A 15,172-nucleotide genomic window follows, 5' to 3' on the forward strand; every position below is an offset into this window, starting at 1 on the left:
GACGCGGGCGGCGACGCCAACCGCCGCCGCCGCCGCCGGGGACGCCGGGGCGGCAACGGGCCGCAGGGCTAGGGCACAGCCCACAAGCAAGCGGACCAGGGATGCTCTCCCTGGTCCGCTTGGCTTTGCCCTGAGCCGGCGCTACGTCTCGTAGGTTCGCGCCACGCTCGTCAGCACGCTGCGGAACTCGCCCGGCGTGATCAGGCCCATGCTCATGGCGTGGCTGGCGGCGTTGAGGCTGTCAGCGGCGAGCACGAGGTCCACGCCCGCCTTGCGGACCTCCTGGCGCAGCTTCAGGACGCCCTCGTCGCGGCTGGCCTCGGTCACGTCGCGGATGTAGACGGCCAGCACCCGGCTGGGGTGACGGCGCACGACCTCGGCGTAGATCTCGGGGTCTTTCTCGCCGCTGTCCCCGATCAGCACGAAGCCCAGGTCGGGGTAGCGCTCGAAAATTCGCTCGATGACCCCGTGCTTGTAGCCGCCGTGTCCACCCAGCAGGTCAAAGCCCCAGTTGCGCAGGAACATCGGTCCCAGCGGGATGCGGCGGTAGTCGAGAAACTGCCACAGCAGGTCGAAGAAGTTCCACGGACTGCTGGACACGTAAAAGATCGGGTTGCGGGCCTCGCCCTCGCGGGTCAGCGCCCGGTACAGTGCCCCCACCCCGGGAAACGGCAGGCGGGTGCGGGCGTTGCCGGTCAGGCTGGTCATCAGCATGCGCGGCAGGCTGGTCACGTCCGACTGGATCACGGTGTCGTCGAGGTCGCTGATGATGCCGAAGCGGGCCCGGTCCACGACCTGCACGCGGGCGCGGGTGGTCCCCTCACGGCCCTCGATCTGGAGCTGCGCCTCGTGCCAGCCGGGAGCGAAGGGGTCAGCGCCGGGGGCGGGGGCGAACACCAGGGTGAAATAGCCGTCACTGGTGCTCACGTCGCTGGCGGTGACGCCGCCCAGGGTTCCGGTCACGCGCACGCCCCCGACCTCGCGCGAGAGCAGACGCCGCAGCACGTTGCGGAAGTTGCGCCAGCGGGCGTCTCCCTTACGGGCCGGGGCCAGGGTGCGGGGCAGCAGGACGCGGCCCTGCACCTCCACCGACTGCGGGGTGCCCCAGCCCACGTAGGGTTGCAGGATCAACTTGCCCCGCGCCCGCCGGGGCTGCACGTAGCCGCTCACCGCGTGGTCGAGGGCCAGCACCCCCCGCTCCAGCACCGGGAGCGCCCTTTTAAAGGCTGTCTTGGCGACACTCATCTCGCGGGTCAGTTTACGCACGCCGCCGCGCCGCGTGTCTCCGGTGGGCCTGAAGGGAAACTTGTGGTGCGCTAGCGCTGCCCGTCCCGGTGGTCGTAGCGCCGCCGGATCAGCCGGGCCGACACCCGGTCGCCCACCGCAGGCAGAAGGTGGTTCAGCGCCGCGAGCACCGCGTACACGCGCGGCACGATCACCTCGCGGCGGGGGCGCTCCAGCACGTCGGCCACTGCGCGGGCGACGACCTCCGGCCCCGGCATGGGCAGGCGGGCAGAGGCGGTCATCTCGCTTTTCACGAAGCCGGGAGCGATCAGGCTGACGGTGACCCCGGTGCCCTGAAGCTCGCGCCGCAGCCCCAGGGAGAATCCGCGCAGGCCGAACTTGCTGGCCGAATACATGCCGTTGGTCGCCGCCCGCCCCGCCACCGAGCCGATGTTCACGATGTGGCCCCGGCCCCGCGCCCGCATGGAGGGCAGCACCAGCCGGGTCAGTTCGATGGGAGCTTCCAGATTGACCCGCACCACCCGCAGCGGGTCGGGGTCGTCCCACCACCAGCCGCGCTCGACGGTGACGCCCGCGTTGTTGACGAGCACGTCGACCGGGCCGAACTGCGCCTCGGCGGCGGCCAGCAGCGCCCGGCGGTCGGCGTCGGCGGTCACGTCGGTGGGGACGGCCAGCACCCGCGAGCCGGAGGGGTCGAGGCGGCGGGCCAGGGCCGCGAGGCTGTCGGCACGGCGGGCGGCCAGCACCAGGCGGTGGCCCCGCGCGGCGAGGGCCTCGGCGGTGGCGAGGCCGATGCCGCTGGAGGCCCCGGTCAGGAGGACAGTCTGGGGGGTCATGCCCCGCATGGTAGAGCACCCCGGCCCGGTTCCTCAGCCGCCCGTCAGGCCCGCGCGGCAGACTGCCGGGATGAAGCGTACCCGTGCCCTCTTGCTCTGCGCTGGCCTGCTGGGGGTCTCGGCCCCCGCCGCGCCGCGCCTCGTCCCGCTTCCCACCCCGCCCGCAACGGCCGACCTCCCCGAACTTCAGCCCGAGCCGAGCCGTCCGCAGCCCCTCGCGCCGCTGGTGCCGCTGGACACGGTGCCCGCGCCCGCGCCGGTGGTGACGCCCTCCCCTCCTCCCCCGGCGACGTACCGCCCGAGCGACCCCCTCGCCCCCCGGCAGTGGAACCTGACGGCGATCCGGATGCCGGGAGCGTGGGCACAGCTCGCGGGCAGCGGGCGGGGCGCTCCGGTGACGGTGGCGGTGCTGGACACGGGGTACGTCAGCACGCCCGAACTCGCCGGGCGGTTGGTCAGCGGCCACGACTTCGTGTCGGACGCGGCGCGGGCCGGGGACGGCGACGGACGCGACCGGGACGCGAGCGGGGTGGGCGAGGCCGCCTACCACGCCGAGGTGATCGGCAACCTGATCGGCGCGGCGCACGACGGGCGCGGCATGGCCGGGATCAACCCCCGCGCCCGGGTGGTGCAGGTGCGCGTGGCGGGGCAAGACGGGCTGGTGGACCCGCAGGACCTCGCGGACGGGATGAGGTGGGCGGCGGGCCTGCCGGTGGCGGGGGCACCTGTGAACCCCTCCCCGGCGCGGGTGCTCAACCTCAGCCTGTACGCCGACTTCATCCCGCTGACCGGGTGCGACGCCCGCATTCAGGCCGCCGTGGACGCGGTGACGGCGCGGGGAGCACTGGTGGTCGCCGGAGCCGCCAACGACGGGGCCGACGCCGCCGGGTACTCGCCCGCCGGGTGCCGGGGCGTGCTGACCGTGACGAGCGTATCGGAGGCCGGGCAGCGCCCCGGCTACGCCAACTGGGGCCGCAGCGTGGCCCTGGCCGCCCCCGGCGGCGAGCGGGGCCGGGGCATCCTGGCGAGCAGCGTGAGCGGCCCCGGCGGTGAGCGCACCCCCGACGGCACCAGCCTCGCCGCGCCGCACGCCTCCGGAGTCGCCAGCCTGCTGTTCGGGCTCAGGCCCACGCTCACGCCCGCGCAGGTCGCGGGGCTGCTGACTCGCACGGCCACGCCCTTTCCGGGCGGACGCTGCGACCCCGACTCCCGCAAAATCTGCGGCGCGGGCCTGCTGAACGCGGAGGCGGCGGTGCGGGCCGCGCTGGCCTCTTCCCCCTCCCCCTCCCCCACGCCGGGGGGGACGCTCCGCCCCGGGGGGGTGCGTTAGGCTGAAGCCCATGCAGACCCGGAGAACCCTGTGAACGCCCCCGCGTGGCGCATCTGGCTGGTCGTCGCCCTGATGTGTGGCTGAGGCATCCTGGGGATTCGCTTCGGGCAGCAGGGCGAGCTGGTCTTTGCGCTGCTGTGCGCGGCCCTCTTCCTGAACAACGCCGTCACCCTGTGGCGGCTGACGCGGGGCGGCAAGTAGCCGACCAGGGAGCTAACGCAGGGAGACGCGGCTCAGCCGCCACCCCGGCGTGCGCGAACCCCGGATGAGGTCGCGCACGGGCAGCACCACCCGAGCGGACCTCCACGTCTGCGAGGGCTTGTGCAGCGCCCAGCCTCCCCCCAGGGTGACGGCGGCGTGCTCTACCGCCCCGGCTGCGTTCCGCCACACCAGCACCGTTCCCGGCTGGTCGTCGCGGCCACCGGGCCGGGTGCGCTCCGCCAGGAAGGCCTCGAAGGGGTCGCGCTGCATCCACTCCCGCTCGGCCCCAGGCACGCCCGCCGCGCCCATCACGGTGCCGAAGCAGTTGGGTCCACTGGCGTGGGGAAACGTGCCCGCGAGGAGCCGCGCCCCGGGGAGGACGCCCGCCGCAACCTCTCAGACAGTTTCCGGCACCTCGTCCCGGCGGCAGGCCCGCTGATCCTGCGCGACCACCCGCGCCAAGGCGGCGGGCGACAGCAGGGAGGGCCACCACACGAAGCGCGGGCCGGTGAGGTGGGGCAGCAGGTCGGCAAAGTCCCGGACTCGGGGGACGGCGCCCCGGCCATGCCGCCCCTGTGCCCGCACCAGCGCACGCTGCGTGGCAGTCGGGAGGGACAGCCACTCCCCCTCGGTGAGCCAGGCGACGTGATCGGCTCCAGGCGCGACTCCCCAGAGTGCAAACGTGTCCCGCTCCTCGGGCGTGACTCTCGCTTCAACACGGAGTTCGGCGTGCAGTCCCAGCCCCCGCGCCTCCTCCCCCGTCAGGAAGAAGGGCTAACGCTCCAGCGCCAGCCACCCGGCCCACGAGAACACCACGTCCAGCGGGACCGGGATATTCAGGAGATGCATGGGGCGCAGCCTCTCACGCCGGGGGCTTTGCCGCCTCGGTCAAACGGCCAGCCTCACAGTTCCTCGACGTAGACCTCGCCCGCCTCCAGCACCGTGCGGTAGATCTTGACGGGTTTGACGGCGGGAAGCGCCCTCGCCTTGCCGGTGGCGAGTTCGAACCTGCCCCCGTGCTTGGCACAGGTGATGCGCCCGGCGCTGACTTCGCCGCCCAGCAGCGGGTAGTCCTTGTGGGTGCAGTTGTTGCGTAGGGCGTAAAACTGGCCCTCGTAGCGGACGACCATCACGCTCACGCCCTCCACACTGACCTCGGTCTGGCTGCCCTCCGGCAGTTCAGCCTCCCGCCCAACCCGCACCCGCCCCTGTGTCTCGCTCATCGGGGCGAGTCTAGCGGGGCGGGTGCGGGGCTTACGGGTGAGGTTTATTCAAACAGCGTGCTGACGCTCTCGCCGGTGTGGATGTTGGCGATGGCGCTGGCGAAGAGGGGCGCCACGTCGAGCACGGCGAGCTTGCCGTTCGAGGCCGCGACCTTCTCCGGGGAGACGTAGACGGTGTTGGTGCTGGCCACCTGGGTCACGTCGAGGGCGGCGATGCGCTCGATGGCGGGGCCGGTGTACACGCCGTGCGTGACGGCCACATACACGTCCCTGGCGCCCATGCCCCGCGCCAGATTCACCGTCTCCACCAGGCTTCCGGCGGTGCTGATCTCGTCGTCCACGATAAAGACGGTCCTGCCCTCCACCTCCCCGATCAACGCGCGGGAGCGGACCTCGGTGTCCGAGAGCCGTTCCTTGTCGATCATGGCGAGGCCGGAGTCGAGGCGGCGGGCGATCTGGCTGGCACGCTTGATGCTGCCCGCGTCGGGGGCCAGGACCACGCCCTCGTGGGCGTTTGGCACGCAACTCTTGAAATGCTGGCTCAGGACCAGATCTGCCGAGAGGTGGTCGACCGGCACCTTGAAAAAACCGTGGACCTGCGGCGCGTGCAGGGTCATGGTGAGCACCCGGTCGGCGCCCGCCGCCTCCAGCAGGTCGGCGACGAGGCGCCCGGCGATGGAGATGCGCGGGCTGTCTTTCTTGTCGCTGCGCGAGTACGAGTAGTAGGGAATCACCGCCGTGACCCGGCCCGCCGAGGCGCTCTTGGCGGCGTCGATCATCAGCATCAGCTCCATGATCGCGTCGCTGACGGGCGTGGAAAAGCTCTGGACGATAAACACGTCGCCCTCGCGCAGGGACTGCTCGTAGTGGACGATCAGGTTGTCGTTGGTGAACTTCTCGGTCTTGCTGCGCCCGAGGGGCACACCGAGGCTGCCGCAGATCGCCTGCGCGAGCGGGCGGTTGCTCTGCCCGGAGAACACCAGCAGGGGTTGACGGCGGCTCTGGGTCAGGCGCTCGGACATGGGGCTTGGGGAGACGGTCACGGTGAGGTACCTCCGGAAGAAAGGCAGGGGGGCAGGGACGTGTCGCCGCAGCGCGGCCGCACAGCAGCATACCTGCCCCGGACACATTCGCGCCGGGGGGGCCTTTCATGAATCTCCCTCACCCCGCTGCTTCGCCGCGCCCCTCTCCTCTCTGGAGGACCGGCAGGGGAAGAGGGGGAAGAAAAGCCCCCTCCGGGGGGAGAGGGGTGGGTCAGGGGCCTGGCTGCGAGGGCTGGAAGAGGGTGGCCCTCAGTCCCCCCGGCCGAACAGCTTGCCCACCTTGCCCAGCAAACCTTCCTTGGGCTCGTTGACCTCGTCGCCCACCGCGCGGGCGTAGGCGTGCAAGGCTTCCCTGGCCTCGGGGCTCAGGGCGGAGGGCCTGGGCACCGAGAGCTGGTACTCCACGATCAGGTCGCCCATCCCCGACCCCTGGAGGCGGGGCATCCCCTGCCCGCGCAGGCGGTGCAGTTCGCCGTGCTGGGTCCCGGCCTTGACCTCCACCGTCTGCGGGCCGTCGAGGGTGGGTACCGTGATCTCGCCGCCCAGCGCGGCCTTGGCAAAGCCGATAGGGGCCGTGTAGATCAGGTGCTCCTGCTCACGCCGCAGCTCGGGGTGGGGCTGCATCTCGAGATGCACGTACAGGTCGCCGTTGCCGCCGGGTCCGTGGTGGCCGCGCCCGGCCACCCGGATGCGGTATCCCTCGTCGATGCCGCGCGGCAGCTTGACGGGCACCCGCTCGGTCCCCAGGGTGTGGCCGCGCCCCTTGCACACGGTGCAGGGGTCCACGACCGTCTGCCCCTCGCCCCGGCAGGTGGGGCAGGGCTGCTGGGTCTCCACGACCCCGAAGATGGTCCGCGCCTGCGCCCGCACCGCGCCCGCACCGCCGCAGGTGGCGCAGCCTTTGGGCGGCTGCCCGCCGGGTTCGGTGCGGCTGCCCTGGCAGTGCTCGCAAACGGTCAGGCGGTCGACCTCGACCTCGATCTCCTCGCCCGCGCGGGCCTGCTCCAGCGTGATTCGCGCCTCGACCTCGATATCGTCCCCGCGTGCCGGACCCCGGCGACCGCCGCGCCCGGCCATGCCCCCAAACAGTTGCTCGAAGATGTCCATCGGGTCGAAGCCCGCGCCGCCCATCCCGCCGAAGGGGTCGCCACCCGGCCCGGCTCCCGCACCCGGCGCCGACCCGAAGCGGTCGTAGTGCGCCCGTTTCTCGGCGTCGGACAGGACCGCGTAAGCCTCGTTGATGCGGGCGAACTGCTCGGCGGCCCCCGGCTCCTTGTTGCGGTCGGGATGGAACTTCAGGGCCAGCTTGCGGTAACTGCTCTTGATCTCATCGGCGTCCGCGCTGCGCGGCACACCCAGCAACTCGTAATAGTCCATGGTTTTGTTTTGCCGGGCCTGCACCCGACCTCCGGGGTCAGGTTAACACGACCGGACTCAGGAAACGTGGGTGTGATTGGACAGATGACGCAAGGTCCGCAGCGCAGGTTTATGGTCGGAGGCCCAGTTCACTCTGGACGCCGCGGCCCCTGGCTGTGGGCTGGTCAAGGTTCCGCCCGACGCGCTCGACTGCCCCGTACCCTTGGCTGTCCGCCATGAAAGACGCCGCGGCTCCACTGTGTGGGGTTGGGTCGCCCATGGAGCGAGCCTCCAGCGTTGAAACAGGCTCAGCTTTCCCAGTCCAGGATCACCTTGCCACTCTGCCCGCCCAGCACCGCGTCGAAGCCCTGCTGGAAGTCGCCGATGGCAAAGCGGTGGGTCAGGACCGGCGTGAGGTCGAGGCCCGACTGGATCAGGGCGGTCATCTTGTACCAGGTTTCGAACATCTCGCGGCCGTAGATGCCCTTCAGGGTCAGCATCTTGAAAATCACGGCGTTCCAGTCGATGTCCACCCGGCCCGAGGGGATCCCCAGAATGGCGACCTTGCCGCCGTGGTTCATCACCCCCACCATCTGCGCGAAGGCAGCGCCCGACCCGCTCATCTCCAGGCCCACGTCGAAGCCCTCGGTCATGCCGAGTTCCGATTGCGCGACCTCCCACAGGTCCTCTTTCGCCACATTCACCGCGCGGGTGGCCCCCATCCGGCGGGCGAGGTCCAGGCGGTAGTCGTTCACGTCGGTGACGACCACGTTCCGCGCCCCCACGTGCCGGGCGATGGCGGCGGCCATCACGCCGATGGGCCCCGCGCCCGTGATCAGCACGTCCTCGCCCACGAGGTCAAAGGAGAGCGCCGTGTGCACCGCGTTGCCGAAGGGGTCAAAGATCGCCGCGATCTCGTCGGGAATGTCGTCCGGCAGCTTGAAGGCGTTGAAGGCGGGCAGCACGAGGTACTCGGCAAAGGAGCCGGGGCGGTTGACGCCCACCCCCAGCGTGTTGCGGCAGAGGTGCCGCCGTCCGGCGCGGCAGTTGCGGCAGTGCCCGCAGGTGACATGCCCCTCGCCGCTGACCCGGTCCCCGACCGCAAACCCGCGCACCTCCGACCCCATCCCGGCCACCACACCCACGTACTCGTGCCCCACGACCATGGGCACGGGAATCGTCCTCTGCGCCCACTCGTCCCACCTGTAGATATGCACGTCGGTGCCGCAGATGGAGCTGTTCCTGATACGGATCAGCAGGTCGTTGGGGCCGGGGGTAGGCACCGGGGCCTGCACCATCCACAGGCCCTCGCGGGCTTCCTGTTTGCTGAGGGCCTTCATGGTCGTGGGGAGCGTGAGGTCAGGGGTGGGGGCAGTCATGGCAGGGAATCCTCGGGGGGTGGGGAGCGGGGCGGAGCAGCAACCCCCGCAGGATACCGCCCGGCCCCAGGCGGGACGGTCACGGGCTCCCCACGGCAGGGAGAAGCGCTACCCTGCGTCCATGACCCAGCCCATGAACCCCCAGCAGCAGTTCCGCAGCGCCCGCAGCGGCCGGAATGTCGTGCCCGGCTGGACCACCCTCGTCCCGGGGCAGCCCGACACGGTGGAGGTCCAGCTTGATGTGGACGCTGCCGACATCGGCCGCGAGCAGGCGCTTCTGCTCGTCGAATACTGGGCGACGCCGGACGACGTGACCCTGCAGAGCATCCTGCCGGTGCGGGCCTTTCGCTCGGCTGCCGAGGGCTGGTGCCTCTTCGTGCCGTCGCAGGGGCGGGTGCTGATCCGGGCCATCGACCCGCAGCCCGCGCCCCCGGTGCTGGCGAGCCACTGGCTGAACATCGAACCCGGCACCCAACCGGGCACGGTGGTCAGCGTGGCAGTGAAATTCCCCACCTCGGGGGACGCGGCCCCCGCTGGCAACCTCTCGCTGAACAACTGATACGGACTCCGATTGAATCGTTTACGAAGTGATTCAATCCGAGCGGAGGCGAGAAGGAGAAAGGGCGGGTTCCGGGAGATGGATGGACTTCCGGTGGTGTCCCGGAAGTAAAGGAATTGGACGGAATCCGTATGACTCCGGCTACCCCAACAGCAGCGCCTCCAGGCCCCGGCGGGCAGCGGCGAGCGCCTCGGGGATGCGCCACGCGGCGCGGTCCCGGGGACCGACCGGATTNAAAGGAATTGGACGGAATCCGTATGACTCCGGCTACCCCAACAGCAGCGCCTCCAGGCCCCGGCGGGCAGCGGCGAGCGCCTCGGGGATGCGCCACGCGGCGCGGTCCCGGGGACCGACCGGATTGCTCACGCCGCGCACCTCCAGCGCGGGAAGGCCCGCGAGCAGCGCGGCGTGGGCCACCCCCGCTCCTTCCATCCCCTCGGTGAGCGCTCCGGGGTGACGGGCAGCCCATGCCTGCGCACCCCCCCGGCTGCCGGTCACCGTGCCCAGGGTGAGGGTGGGACCGTACGCGGCCCCCAGCCGGGCAGCCAAGGCCTCCGCGCCGTCCCAGACTTCAAAGACCCCGGCGTGTGCTTCTCCCGGCAGCACGGACAGCCCCAGCGCGTCCAGTCCCAGGAAAGCGGAACCGTCCCAGGCACCGAGGTCCGCCTGCACAATCCGCGACGACACGGCGAGGTCGCCCGGTTCCAGCCCGCTGCCCGGATAGGCCCCACCGATGCCCGCACTCACCGCAAGGTCGTAGCGCTGCCGCCCTAGCGCCGACGCTGTCACCAGGGCCGCCGCGACCGGGCCGACCCCGCTCACCACCACGTCGGCGGGCAGGTCACGGAGCCCCTCGGCTTCCACGGCGGTAGCCACCACGATCAGAACACGCATGGCCCACAACGTAGCGCCCCAGCAGAAGCCAGGGCGCTGCGAGTGTCAGAAAGGGTTACTCCACGACCTTCAGCCGCACGTCCACGTTCCCGCGCGTCGCCACGCTGTAGGGGCAGACCTCGTGAGCAGCCTGCATCAGGGCTTCGGCCTGCTCGCGGGTCAGGCCGGGAAAGCGACCTTCAAGTTCCACGTCGAGGGCGAAGGCCAGCCCGCTCTTTTGCAGTCCCACGCGGGCCGTGACCGTACTGTCGTCGCTCAGCTCGATCTTCTGGCGGCGGGCGACCACGCCCAGCGCCCCCTGAAAGCAGGCCGCGTACCCGGCGGCGAACAGTTGCTCGGGGTTGGTGCCGGGGCCGCCGTCGCCGCCCATCTCGCCCGGCACGCTGAGGTTCAGGTCCAGACGGCCATCGGTGCTGCGGACATGGCCCGCCCGGCCTCCGGTGGCGGTCGCTTCGGCGGTGTAGAGGTTGCTCATGGCGGACATGATGGCGTGTCGGTGACGCAAATGAAAGGACGCCTGCCTGGGCAAGCGTCCTGGGTGGAGAAGAGGGTCAGGCGTCGCTCTTGACGAGGGTCGGCGGCTGCACCGCGCTCGCCCCGTTGCCCTTCGGTCTGCCCCGGTCTTGCAGCAGGCTCAGCAGGTTGACCCCGGTCGCGTTCTCGACCTGCTCGACCATCCCGATGATGTTGGCGGGCAACGTCTGCATGGCCGTGCGGGTGGCCTGCCCGTTGCCGGAGTCGATCACGGTGAGCTTGTCGATCTGCATGCCCTGCACGCTGGCCGCGAACTGCTCCACGATGCCGGGCAGCATGTTCAGCACGTAGGCGCGCTCGCCCTCGGGACCCGCGTTGCGGAAGGCGTCCACCATCAGGCTGACGGCCTGGGCCTTGGCGCGGCCTTCCTCGATGATGGGCGCGGCGGCGGCCTGCGCGGCGAGCAGTTCGGCTTCCCGCTTGGCACGGGCGGGGGCCACGACGTCGGCCTCCAGCCGCTTCTGGTTGAGCAACACGCGCTCCTGCTCGAGCTGTTGCTCGGCGATGACCTTGGCCTGCTCGGCGCTGACCTTCGCCTCGTTCTCGCGGGCGGCCGAGATGGCCTCGAGTTCGGCGCGGCGGATGCGGAGTTCGGTCTCGCGTTCCAGGATGGCCTGCTGAGCGGCGGTCTGGGCGACCTGCGAGCGTTGCCGGGCCTGGGCTTCCACCTCGGCGGCCTCGGCGTTTTGCTGGGCCTCGATGGTGCGGGCCTGACGCTGGGCCTCGGCGCGGCGCTGGCGCAGGGTGGCTTCCAGGGCCGCCTGCTCCTGCTCGAAGTTCTGCTGGGCACGGACCTTGGCGAGTTCGGATTCCACCGCCGCCTCGTTCTGGCGGGCAAGCTGGATCGCATTCAGTTCGGTGCGCCGGACCTCCAGCTTGTTCTGCTCCTCGATGATCGCCTGCTGGCTGATCGCCTGCGCGACCTGGCTGCGCTGCACGGCCTGGGCTTCCGCCTGGGTCGCCTCGGCGTTGCGCTCGGCCTCCGCGATGCGGGCCTCCTTGAGGACCTCGGCGGTCTTGCGCCGCCCGATGGAATCGAGGTAGCCGCCCACGTCGGTCACGTTCTGGATCTTGAGAGTGTCGAGCTTGATCCCGAGGTTGTTGGTGTCGTGCTCGGCCTCCTCGATCAGAGCCTCGGCGAATCTGAGGCGGTCCTCGTTGATCTCCTCGGGAGTCAGGGTCGCCACCACCCCGCGCAGGTTGCCCTCCAGCGTGTCGCGCACGATGGTGGTCAGGCTCTCGCGCGGCACGTCCAGAAAGCGCTCGATGGCGTTACTGAGTTGCGGCTCCTGCGCGTTGAGCTTCACGTTGGCGACGGCGTGGATCTTGAGGGGGATGCCGCCCTTGGAGTAGGCGTTCTCGATGGAGAGGTCCAGCGGAATGGTCGTGAGGTCCATCCACGACACCTTTTCCAGCACCGGAATCCGGAAGGCCCGCCCGCCCCGGATCACCCGGTAGCCCACCGTGTCGCCTTCCGCGGTGCGGCGGCTGCGGCCCGAGATCACCAGGACCTTGTTGGGCGGCACCACGATCAGGAAGCTCTTGATGATGGCCAGCACAAGAAAGATGCCCAGCAGGATGAGGAAGGCGGTCACGAGGGTTGCGGTCATGAGAGGCTCCTTTTGAGCTGGGAAGACGGGAGGCGGAGGTCAGGCAGGCGGGGCCACCCGGGGCGGGTCACGGGTCACGGCCGTCCCAGGCGCCCACGTCGAGGACGCCGCCCTGCACGCCCAGCACGATCACGGCGTCTCCCACCTTCAGGGGGTCCACGCTGCGGGCGAGGGCCTGCTCGATCTGCCCGGACACCGTGACGGCCACCTTGCCCAGTCGGCCCGGCGTGGGGGCCACGAGCACCTTGCCCGTGCGCCCGGTCAGCCGACCCGCCGCCCCGCTGACCTCGCCGCGCGTGCGGGCCAGCCGGAACGCGAAGGCCGTGAACCCTCCCACCGCCAGCCCCGTCACCAGGGCCATCACCAGTTGCCCCATCCCGCCGAGGCCCAGCAGCCCGGCCACCGTCCCCGCCAGCCCGAAAAAGGCCGCGAAGCTCACCAGCGAGCGCAGCGAGAACCACGAGGCGAGGTCGCCTGCCTCCGGGTGGTCCGTGGGCGCGTCATGGTCGTGCCCGCCCACCAGCGACAGCACCAGCAGGCCGCCGCCCACGATCAGGCACAGCAGATAAAGGTCCATGTTCAGGGTGTCCTCCTCGCTTCAGGGTACGCGGGGAGGGAGGCGGAAGTTGCCGAGCTTGCGGGCCTCCTCCTCCTACGGCATCAGCCGGTCCACCCGCCACCCCTCCCCTGCCCGCGCGTAGCGGAAGCGGTCGTGCATCCGGTTGCGGCGGCCCTGCCAGAACTCCCACTCGGAGACGGCGACGCGGTAGCCGCCCCAGTACTCCGGCCTGGGAACGGGCGTGCCCTGCGGGTAGCGGGCCTGCAAGTCGGCGAATCTGGCCTCCAGCACCCCCCGGTTCGGGATGGGCGCACTCTGCGGGTCGCTGGCGTGGGCGGCGAGCTGGCTCTGGTAGGGCCGGGCGTGGAAGTAGGCGGTGCTCTCGTCTTCGGAGACCCGTTCGACCCGCCCGTAGGCCCGCACCTGCCGCTCCAGTTCGGCCCAGTGGAACAGCACCTCGGCCTGTGCGTTGGCGGCGAGGTCGCGGCCCTTGCGCGAGTCGTAGTTGGTGTAGAAGGTCAGGCCGCCCTCCTCCGCCCCGCGCAGCAGCACGGTCCGCACCGAGGGCCGTCCGGAGGCGTCGGCGGTGGCGAGGCTGAGGGCGTAGGGCTCGCGCAGGTCCGCCGCGATGGCCTCGTCCAGCCAGGTCCGGAACTGGAGCAGGGGGTCGGTATTCAGGTCCGAGCGGCGCAACTCGGCGCGGGTGTACGACAGGCGCAGGCCGGTGAGGTCGGTCATGCAGGGTCCTCCGTTCGCAGGGGCTGGCACACGGGGCAGAAGTGGGTGCCGCGCTGCGCGAGCACGGTTTTTTCGATGGGCACCCCGCAGCGTGGGCAGGGCTGCCCGGCGCGGCCGTAGACGGCGTGACGGCCCTGAAAGGCGCCCGGTTCGCCGTCATGCTGGCGGTAGTTGCCCAGGCCGTCGCCCAGGGAACTGCCCCCGGCCTCCACCGCCTCGTGCATCACGTCGCGGACGGCATGGTAGAGGCGGCCCGCCTCCCCCGGGGTCAGGCGGCTCTGCGCGGGGTGCAGTCTTGCCCGCCACAGGCTCTCGTCGGCGTAGATGTTGCCCACACCGCTGACCGGCTTTTGCGAGAGCAGCCAAGGCTTGACGGCTCCAGCGTTCGCGGCCAGCCGCACGAACTCCTCCTCCCGGAAGTCCTCCGAGAGCGGCTCTGGCCCCATCCCCAGCAGGGTGGGCATCCCGGTATACACCCCGCGCGGCACGACCGCCATCTTGCCGAAGCGCCGGGGGTCGTGGAAGTAGAGGGTTCCTGCGTCGGTGGTGAGGGTCACGCGGGTGTGCGGTCCCTCCTCCAGCCGGAAGCCCCCGGTCATGCCCAGATGCACGATCAGGTCGTGTTCCTCGCCATCGGCCTCCGCCGCCGCGAGGTGCAGCATCAGGTACTTGCCCCGGCGCGACAGGCCGCTGACCTGCCGCCCGTGCGCGAGCCCGGTGTCGCGGTAGCGGTGCGGCGCGTCGTGCGTGACCTGAAGGATGGTGCGCCCGGCGAGCAGCGGCTCGATCTTGCGGCGCGTGGTTTCCACCTCGGGCAGTTCGGGCATGGGGCGAGGATAGCGGGCCGGCTTTCCCAGAACAGAGTGCAGCGCTGCCCTATCCTGCCTGCCATGCCCACCCTGCTGCTCACCGGCTTCGAGCCCTTCCACACCCACCCCGTCAACCCCAGCGCGGAGGCGGCGGGCGCCCTGGACGGTATGGAGGTGGGCGGGGTGCGCGTTCAGTCGGCCCTGCTGCCGGTAGAGCCGGGAGCGGCGGCTGGAACGCTGTTCGGCCTGCTCATGCGCCATCAGCCCGGCGCGGTGCTGCTGACCGGCCTCGCGGCGGGCCGTCCCCAGGTCACGCTGGAACGGGTCGCCGTGAACGTGATGGACTTCCGCATTCCCGACAATGCCGGGCAGACCTACCGCGACGCCCCTGCCTGCACGGACGCCGGGGCACCCACTGCCCTCCTCTCCACCCTGCCCCTGCGCCCGATTCTGGCGGCGTGGCGGGAGGCCGGGATTCCCGGAGACATCAGCAACACGGCGGGGCTGTACGTGTGCAATTTCGTGATGTACCATGCGCTGCACCACCTTGCAGCAGAGGGCCGGACCCACGTCCCCTGCGGCTTCCTGCACGTCCCCGCCAACGCCGAAGTCGCTCTGGCCGTGCCGGAGGACCGCCCGGCCCTCCCCTACCTGCCCCAGTCCGAGATCACGCGGGCGGTGCGGGTGGCGGTGGAGACGCTGGCGGGCCACCTGAGGTAGCGGGCTCACGGAAACGGCGCCTTGCCCGCGACCCAGCCTCCCCCCGGCCCCCCCGCCCAGTGCCACTCGCCGGGGCTCTCCGGCTTGCGGGCCAGCGCCTGTGCCACAGCCGCCAGCGGCACCCGCCGGGCGAAGC

Annotated in this window: 17 protein-coding genes; 3 read left to right on the top strand and 14 right to left on the bottom strand. The window is 71.1% G+C overall.

Annotated features, from left to right (window positions below; translation table 11 throughout):
• Positions 1-141: 141 nt before the first annotated feature.
• Positions 142-1,245 (bottom strand): App1 family protein, encoded by a 1,104-nt coding sequence (locus tag QOL99_RS08205; RefSeq protein ID WP_285522930.1) that lies wholly within the window; start codon positions 1,243-1,245, stop codon positions 142-144.
• A 71-nt stretch (positions 1,246-1,316) separates the two neighbouring features.
• Complete coding sequence (locus QOL99_RS08210) at positions 1,317-2,081, bottom strand: SDR family NAD(P)-dependent oxidoreductase (protein ID WP_285522909.1); 765 nt, start codon at positions 2,079-2,081, stop codon at positions 1,317-1,319.
• A gap of 70 nt (positions 2,082-2,151) precedes the next feature.
• On the opposite strand from QOL99_RS08210, the gene QOL99_RS08215 reads away from it, so the two are divergent.
• Positions 2,152-3,411, top strand: coding sequence for a S8 family serine peptidase (locus QOL99_RS08215; RefSeq protein ID WP_285522911.1), 1,260 nt, complete (start codon positions 2,152-2,154; stop codon positions 3,409-3,411).
• A 213-nt stretch (positions 3,412-3,624) separates the two neighbouring features.
• On the opposite strand, the gene QOL99_RS08220 is transcribed toward QOL99_RS08215, so the two are convergent.
• The 6 genes from QOL99_RS08220 to tdh form a co-directional block, all read right to left on the bottom strand.
• Entirely contained in the window at positions 3,625-3,882 is a 258-nt protein-coding gene (locus QOL99_RS08220) for a hypothetical protein (RefSeq protein WP_285522913.1), read from the bottom strand.
• Between the two features lie 126 nt (positions 3,883-4,008).
• On the bottom strand, positions 4,009-4,197 hold the full coding sequence (locus QOL99_RS08225) for a hypothetical protein (RefSeq protein WP_285522914.1): 189 nt from the start codon (positions 4,195-4,197) through the stop codon (positions 4,009-4,011).
• A gap of 317 nt (positions 4,198-4,514) precedes the next feature.
• Positions 4,515-4,835, bottom strand: a complete 321-nt coding sequence (locus QOL99_RS08230) for a non-heme iron oxygenase ferredoxin subunit (RefSeq protein WP_285522915.1) — start codon at positions 4,833-4,835, stop codon at positions 4,515-4,517.
• Positions 4,836-4,879: 44 nt separating this feature from the next.
• On the bottom strand, positions 4,880-5,857 hold the full coding sequence (locus QOL99_RS08235; protein ID WP_285522931.1) for a ribose-phosphate diphosphokinase: 978 nt from the start codon (positions 5,855-5,857) through the stop codon (positions 4,880-4,882).
• A 270-nt stretch (positions 5,858-6,127) separates the two neighbouring features.
• Positions 6,128-7,255, bottom strand: a complete 1,128-nt coding sequence (gene dnaJ / locus QOL99_RS08240) for a molecular chaperone DnaJ (RefSeq protein ID WP_285522932.1) — start codon at positions 7,253-7,255, stop codon at positions 6,128-6,130.
• 287 nt (positions 7,256-7,542) lie between these two features.
• Positions 7,543-8,574 (bottom strand): L-threonine 3-dehydrogenase, encoded by a 1,032-nt coding sequence (gene tdh / locus QOL99_RS08245; protein WP_285522933.1) that lies wholly within the window; start codon positions 8,572-8,574, stop codon positions 7,543-7,545.
• 160 nt (positions 8,575-8,734) lie between these two features.
• On the opposite strand from tdh, the gene QOL99_RS08250 reads away from it, so the two are divergent.
• A complete protein-coding gene (locus QOL99_RS08250) occupies positions 8,735-9,172 on the top strand; it encodes a uracil-DNA glycosylase (RefSeq protein ID WP_285522917.1) in 438 nt (145 codons plus the stop codon).
• Between the two features lie 267 nt (positions 9,173-9,439).
• On the opposite strand, the gene mqnB is transcribed toward QOL99_RS08250, so the two are convergent.
• The 6 genes from mqnB to QOL99_RS08280 form a co-directional block, all read right to left on the bottom strand.
• Positions 9,440-10,066, bottom strand: coding sequence for a futalosine hydrolase (gene mqnB, locus QOL99_RS08255; protein WP_285522919.1), 627 nt, complete (start codon positions 10,064-10,066; stop codon positions 9,440-9,442).
• 55 nt (positions 10,067-10,121) lie between these two features.
• A complete protein-coding gene (locus QOL99_RS08260) occupies positions 10,122-10,541 on the bottom strand; it encodes an organic hydroperoxide resistance protein (RefSeq protein WP_285522920.1) in 420 nt (139 codons plus the stop codon).
• 76 nt (positions 10,542-10,617) lie between these two features.
• Positions 10,618-12,210: a flotillin family protein gene (locus QOL99_RS08265; RefSeq protein WP_285522923.1), complete on the bottom strand. Its 1,593-nt coding sequence runs from the start codon at positions 12,208-12,210 to the stop codon at positions 10,618-10,620.
• Positions 12,211-12,277: 67 nt separating this feature from the next.
• Positions 12,278-12,787, bottom strand: coding sequence for an NfeD family protein (locus QOL99_RS08270; protein ID WP_285522924.1), 510 nt, complete (start codon positions 12,785-12,787; stop codon positions 12,278-12,280).
• A 75-nt stretch (positions 12,788-12,862) separates the two neighbouring features.
• On the bottom strand, positions 12,863-13,507 hold the full coding sequence (gene pdxH / locus QOL99_RS08275; RefSeq protein WP_285522926.1) for a pyridoxamine 5'-phosphate oxidase: 645 nt from the start codon (positions 13,505-13,507) through the stop codon (positions 12,863-12,865).
• The gene (locus tag QOL99_RS08280) at positions 13,504-14,334 is read right to left on the bottom strand and encodes a DNA-formamidopyrimidine glycosylase (protein ID WP_285522927.1); all 831 of its coding nucleotides are present in this window, start codon (positions 14,332-14,334) and stop codon (positions 13,504-13,506) included. The genes pdxH and QOL99_RS08280 overlap by 4 nt, the downstream gene beginning before the upstream one ends.
• Positions 14,335-14,397: 63 nt before the next feature.
• On the opposite strand from QOL99_RS08280, the gene QOL99_RS08285 reads away from it, so the two are divergent.
• Entirely contained in the window at positions 14,398-15,036 is a 639-nt protein-coding gene (locus tag QOL99_RS08285; protein ID WP_285522929.1) for a pyroglutamyl-peptidase I, read from the top strand.
• Positions 15,037-15,172: the final 136 nt, after the last annotated feature.

It is taken from the genome of Deinococcus rhizophilus (genome assembly GCF_030271215.1).
GTDB lineage: Bacteria > Deinococcota > Deinococci > Deinococcales > Deinococcaceae > Deinococcus > Deinococcus rhizophilus.